This window comes from Frankia sp. CcWB3, assembly GCF_977927595.1.
In genome coordinates this window covers 25,164-31,188 of the sequence record NZ_CDWRCK010000002.1, presented here as the reverse complement: position 1 = coordinate 31,188, position 6,025 = coordinate 25,164, and the positions used below count along the sequence as shown (strand labels likewise).

The 6,025-nt window shown below is 68.8% G+C and carries 6 protein-coding genes; 2 read left to right on the top strand and 4 right to left on the bottom strand.

Annotated elements, in window-relative coordinates:
- Positions 1–1,303 (bottom strand): cytochrome c oxidase subunit I (locus ACY5KJ_RS00560; protein WP_462186310.1); only part of this gene is annotated, 1,303 nt, incomplete at its 3' end.
- The gene (gene ctaC / locus ACY5KJ_RS00555) at positions 1,300–2,250 is read right to left on the bottom strand and encodes an aa3-type cytochrome oxidase subunit II (protein WP_462202457.1); all 951 of its coding nucleotides are present in this window, start codon (positions 2,248–2,250) and stop codon (positions 1,300–1,302) included. The genes ACY5KJ_RS00560 and ctaC, both read right to left, overlap by 4 nt.
- A 247-nt stretch (positions 2,251–2,497) precedes the next feature.
- On the opposite strand from ctaC, the gene ACY5KJ_RS00550 reads away from it, so the two are divergent.
- Both ACY5KJ_RS00550 and ACY5KJ_RS00545 read left to right on the top strand, forming a co-directional pair.
- Positions 2,498–3,646: a cysteine desulfurase family protein gene (locus ACY5KJ_RS00550; RefSeq protein ID WP_462186313.1), complete on the top strand. Its 1,149-nt coding sequence runs from the start codon at positions 2,498–2,500 to the stop codon at positions 3,644–3,646.
- A gap of 13 nt (positions 3,647–3,659) precedes the next feature.
- Positions 3,660–3,896 (top strand): sulfurtransferase TusA family protein, encoded by a 237-nt coding sequence (locus ACY5KJ_RS00545; protein ID WP_462186314.1) that lies wholly within the window; start codon positions 3,660–3,662, stop codon positions 3,894–3,896.
- A 9-nt stretch (positions 3,897–3,905) separates the two neighbouring features.
- On the opposite strand, the gene ACY5KJ_RS00540 is transcribed toward ACY5KJ_RS00545, so the two are convergent.
- A complete protein-coding gene (locus ACY5KJ_RS00540) occupies positions 3,906–4,886 on the bottom strand; it encodes a carbohydrate kinase family protein (protein WP_462186315.1) in 981 nt (326 codons plus the stop codon).
- A 321-nt stretch (positions 4,887–5,207) separates the two neighbouring features.
- Positions 5,208–5,570 carry an iron-sulfur cluster insertion protein ErpA gene (gene erpA / locus ACY5KJ_RS00535; protein ID WP_462186316.1) on the bottom strand — a complete coding sequence of 121 codons (363 nt, stop codon included), beginning with the start codon at positions 5,568–5,570 and terminating at the stop codon, positions 5,208–5,210.
- Between the last annotated feature and the right edge of the window lie 455 nt (positions 5,571–6,025).

Genomic DNA, 6,025 nt, shown 5'->3' with positions numbered 1-6,025 from the left:
CCGTCCAGAAATGGATCTTCCCGAGCCGGTCGTTCATCATCCGGCCCGTGACCTTCGGGAACCAGAAGTAGGTGCCGGCGTAGGCGGCGAACACCACGGTCCCGAAGATGACGTAGTGGAAGTGACCGACGACGAAGTAGCTGTCGCTGACATGGAAGTCGATCGGCGGGCTGGCCAGCAGCACCCCGGTCAGGCCACCGAACAGGAAGGTCACTAGGAAGCCGACGCAGAACAGCATCGGCGTCTCGAAGGTGAGCTGCCCGCGCCACATCGTGCCGATCCAGTTGAAGAACTTCATCCCGGTCGGCACCGCGATGAGGAAGGACAGGAAGGCGAAGAAGGGCAGCAGCACCGCGCCGGTGACGAACATGTGGTGCGCCCACACCGCGACGGACAGGGCGGCGATGCCGATGGTGGCGAAGACCAGACCCTTGTAGCCGAACAGCGGCTTGCGGGAGAAGACCGGCAGAATCTCGCTGACGACGCCGAAGAACGGCAGGGCGAGGATGTAGACCTCGGGGTGGCCGAAGAACCAGAACAGGTGCTGCCAGAGCAGCGCGCCGCCGTTGGCGGCGTCGAACACGTGCGCGCCGAAGCGCCGGTCGGCCTCCAGGGCGAGCAGCGCCGCGGCGAGCACGGGGAAGGCGACCAGCACGAGGATCGAGGTCACCAGGAAGTTCCAGCAGAAGATCGGCAGCCGGAACATCGTCATGCCCGGGGCCCGCATCGTCAGGATCGTCGTGATCATGTTGACGGCGCCGAGGATGGTGCCCAGACCAGACACCGTCAGCCCCAGGATCCACAGGTCCGACCCGGCCCCCGGCGAGTACACCCCGTTGTTCAGCGGCGAGTAGGCGAACCAGCCGAAGGACGCCGACCCGTTCGGGGTCAGGAACCCGAAGATCACCGTCAGGCTGCCGAACAGGAAGAACCAGTAGGACAGCGCGTTCAGCCGCGGGAACGCCACGTCCGGCGCGCCGATCTGCAGCGGCACTAGGAAGTTCCCGAACGCGAAGGCGATCGGGGTCGCGAACATGAGCAGCATCAGCGTGCCGTGCATCGTGAACAGCTGGTTGTACTGCTCGTTGGAGAAGTGCTGCAGCCCCGGGCGGGCCAGCTCCGCCCGGATCATGATGGCCATGAGGCCGGCGACGATGAAGAACACGAACGACGTGACGAAGTACATGACGGCGATGTCCTTGTGGGACGTCGTCCGCAGATAGCCGAGCAGGTTCGTCCGCCGGGGGATGTGGGGGGCCGGGGAGTCGGCGTGCCCGACACCCGGTTCTTGTACGAGGGTCACTGTCCACTCCCGGTGGTTGCGGTGGTGGCGGCGGTCCCGGTCGTCGACGCGGCCGGCGTCGCCGAGATCACCGCGTTCTCCCGGTCCGCGATGAACGTGTCGTACTCGGCCTGCGGCACGACCTTCACATAGAAGTTCATCCGGTCGTGGTCCGTCCCGCACAGTTCGGCGCATCGACCGATGAAGGTGCCGGTCTTCGTGACGGTCAGTTCGAACTGGTTCACCCGGCCGGGGATGACGTCCCGCTTGAACAGGAACTCCGGCACCCAGAACGAGTGGATGACGTCCGGCGAGCTCTCCACGAAACGGATCGAGCGGTTCTGCGGCAGCACGAGCACCGCCGGCTCACCGGGGCGACCGGTGACCTCGATCGGGTTGGCACCCTGCCGGCCGGATCCGGTGTCGAGGTACTTGAACTGCCAGTTCCACCGGAAGGCGATCACGTCGACGGTGACGTCGGGCTTCGACGAAAGCTTGGTGACCTCGGTCTCGTCCCGGGCCGTGTAGAAGAACAGCCCGGCCACGATCACCACCGGCACGACGGTGTAGAGCACCTCGACCGGCAGGTTGTAGCGCACCTGGCGGGGAAGTACGTCGCTGCGTTTCCGGAAGGCGATGACCGCGTAAAAGATCATTCCCCAGACGAGCACACCGACGGCGAGCGCCGCGATCGCCGAACCCTGCCAGATGTTGAGAAGGCGCGGCGTGTGGTTCGTCACGCCCTCGGGATAGCCGAATGTGGGCCTGTCGCAGGCGGTCGCCATGATCCCCACGACAGCGAGCGCGGCACTGAGACGCAGGACACGCCGAAGCGGCCGGATGTGCCGCGTCCCGTGCACGCCGACCGCGGACACCGCGGCTGCGCGTGTGTCGGAGCCAGCCGGCGTCGTCGGCGTGTCCTCGACATCCGCGAGCGACGGCCGGGTCCGACCGAAGGATCTCCTCACCAGGTCCTGCCTCCCACGACGAGCGGGCCGCGGCCGCGGGGGCGGACAGCGTTCGTCCCCGCGCGCGAGACCCCCTGGAAACGCCATGTCGCCCCGCCGATCCAACCGGACGACATGCTGTCTTCGACACGCTGTAGATGGTGCGGCAGCAGCGTATCTCAGCGGCCGCGAACCTTCTCGCCTCAGGCCCCCGTCAGCGCCTGTGACGCACGCCCCTCCCGGCCGTTCACGGCGTACCGTTTCACAGGTGCCGGCCTATCTCGACCACGCGTCGACCACGCCGCTGCACCCTGCCGCGCGCGAGACTCTGCTAGTGGCCCTTCAGGATGGCTGGGCCGACCCGGCACGGTTGTATCGGGAGGGCCGCCGGGCGCGCATGCTGCTCGACGCGGCGCGCGAGACCGTCGCGAGCGTACTCGGGGCTCGGCCGGACGAGATCAGTTTTCCCGCGAGCGGGTCGGCGGCGGCGCATCTGGCCCTGCTGGGCACGGCGGCGGCCCGGCGGCGCGCGGGTGACGTCGTCATGGTCAGCGCGGTCGAGCACTCCAGCGTCCTGCACGCTGCGCAGCGGCACGAACAGGCCGGTGGACGGGTCGTCAGGGTCGGTGTGGATCATCTTGGCCGGATCGACCCCGCCGGCTTCACCCCCGTCGCCGGTACCGCCGTCGCCAGCCTCCAGCACGCCAACCATGAGGTCGGGACCATCCAGCCGGTCGCCGAGGTCGCCGAACGGATGCGCGCCGCCGGGGTGCCGCTGCACACCGATGCCGCCGTGACAGTCGGCCACATCCCCGTCGACCTGGCCGACCTCGGGGTGGATCTGCTCACCGCGAGTGCCCACAAGTTCGGCGGACCACCCGGGGTGGGCGTTCTCGCCGTGCGCACCGGGACCCGCTGGCGCAGTCCCGGTCCCGTCGACGAGCGGGAGGGCGGTCGGGTTGCGGGCTATCCGAACGTCCCCGCCGTCGCCGCCGCCGCCACGGCGCTGAGCGCCCGGGCGGGTGAACTCGCCGCGGAGGCGCCCCGGCTCGCCGGCTACGTGGCCGAGCTGCGCCGCCGGCTGCCCGAACTCGTCGACGGCGTGGAACTACTCGGCGACCCGGACCGGGCAGCGACGGTTCCGCACATCAGCGCGTTCTCCTGCCTCTACGTCGAGGGCGAGGCACTGCTGACCGAGCTCGACCGGGCCGGAATCGCCGTGAGCTCCGGGTCGAGCTGCACATCCGACACCCTGGCCCCGAGCCATGTCCTGGTCGCCATGGGCGCGTTGACGCACGGCAACCTGCGGATCTCCTTCGGCCGCGAGTCGACCCGGGCCGACCTCGACGCCCTGCTGACGGCGCTGCCCGCGGCCGTGCGCGCCGTGCGGGACCGGCTGGACGCCGCCGGGCTTTGACGCCGACAATCCGATGACGGAACAGCCGCACACGGTCGACTCGCGAGGACGGCGCTGCCCGCTGCCGATCATCGATCTGGCCCGCGCCTTCGGCGGGATTCCGGTGACCGGCACCATCACGCTCTGGGCCGACGATCCCGCCGCCGGCGCGGACGTCGTGGCCTGGTGCCGGCTGCGGGGTCAGGAGCTGGTGGGCGTCTCCCCGCTCCCGGAGGGCGGGGAGGCGTTCGTCATCCGGCGGCTTGTATAATCTTCCGGCTCAGATTGTCGGCAGATGCTCGGCGATCTCGGCGGCGGCGTCGGAACCGTAGGCCTCGGTGAGACGCTTAAGCACCTCCGACGGCTCCACCGTGTACTCCTGGGTGCCGATCGTCTCCAGGACCAGGGTGGCGAGCAGGGAGCCGACCTGGGCGGAGCGTTCGAGCGAGAGGTCCCAGGACCGGCCGGCGAAGAACCCAGCCCGGAAGGCGTCCCCGACTCCGGTGGGATCCGGGGTGGCGCGGGCGGGAACGACCGGGACCCGGATGGGGTCGCTCTCCGGGGCCTCGATGACCGCACCATCCTTGCCGTGCGTGGTCACCCGGACGCCGACCCTGGCCAGGATCTCCTCGTCCGACCAGCCGGTCTTGCTGGCGAGCAGCGCCTTCTCGTACTCGTTACAGAACAGGTAGGCCGCACCGACGACGAGCTCGCGGATCTGCGGGCCCTCCATGATCGCGAGCTGCTGGGAGATGTCCGCCGCGAACGGATATCCCCGCTGTCGGCACTCCTCGCTGTGGCGCAGCATCGCCCCGGGGTCGTTGGGGCTGACGATCACCATGTCCAGGCCGCCGAACCGCTCGGCGATCGGCCTCAGCTCGATGTCGGCGGCCTCACTCATCGCACCCGGGTAGAAGGACGCGATCTGGTTGAGGTCCTCGTCGGTGGTGCAGACGAACCGCGCGGTGTGCGCGATCTCGCTGACCCGCACGGAGGCGGTGTCCACACCGTGCCGGTCGAGCCAGGAACGGTAGTCGGCGAAGTCCTCGCCGACCGCGCCGACGAGGATCGGGCGCAGGCCCAGCCGGCCCAGGCCGAAGGCGATGTTGGCCGCCACTCCGCCCCGCCGGATCACGAGCTCGTCGACGAGGAAGGACAGCGAGACCCGCTCAAGCTGGTCGGCGAGCAACTGCTCGGCGAACCTTCCAGGAAAGCGCATGAGGTGGTCGGAGGCGATGGAACCAGTCACGGCGATACGCACGATCAAGGAGCTTACCGGCCTGCCCCGAAGCCCGGAACCACCGGCTCGCGCTGGTTCACACGCGTCATTACGGAGGCGTCAGATCGCGGTGTCCCGTGATTCCGGCGGCCCGCAGGCAATGGACCCGCAGGCAATGGAAACGACGGATACCGACACAAGCGGATACCGACACAACACATGCGGGAGAGCCCGGTCCGACGAACAAAGGTCGGACCGGGCTCTCCCGAACGTTCCGGTCTGATCAACCGGTCACCGAACCGCGCCCCGGGGCTCGCGCCGAGACGCGGCCCGAGCAGGAGGTGCGGCCCGGTGCTCAGCGCATCAGTGGAACGAGTCGCCGCAGGCGCAGGAACCCTGGGCGTTCGGGTTATCGATGGTGAAACCCTGCTTCTCGATCGTGTCGACGAAGTCGATCGTCGCCCCGCCGAGGTACGGGGCACTCATCCGGTCCACCGCCACCTTGACACCGGAGAAGTCGAGGACGGTGTCGCCGTCGAGGGACCGCTCGTCGAAGAACAGCTGGTAGCGCATGCCCGAGCAGCCTCCGGGCTGCACCGCGATACGCAGCTTGAGGTCATCCCGACCCTCCTGCTCAAGCAGGGTCTTCACCTTGCCTGCGGCGGTGTCGGTGAGGACGACGCTCGAGGACTGCGTCGCGGGTGCGGTGGTGTCCTGAACGGTCATAGGGACTACTCCTGCCCTTGGTGGACGTGCCTGGCAAGCCAGGCCACTAGTTCCGGTTGACTTGTACGCAGGGCGCCGCCGACCATCCGGCGCACACCCCCCGGGCACGGCACTGCCACTGTGCCGACATCCATGCCCAACACCGTCGGCCGGGATCCGCTTCCTATGGTAGCGATGCCGGCGCGGGCCAACCACGTCGAGATCCCGACCATGCTTGGAGACGGTGGTCACTCCCGTTCACGTTAGTGACCTTCGTCTGGCCGCCAGCTGACCACGAAGAGCTCGGCATACGATGGCGCCGGGAGTTAGAGTCTCATCGACCATTCGTGGACGGGTCCGGCGGGATCGTTCGATCGGCCGCCGCGGACGACGAGGCGGCCAGGCCGAGGGCCGGTCGACCGGAGGAGTGCCATGACCACCAACCCGGCCCTGCGGCGCGACCCGATCCCTGCTCG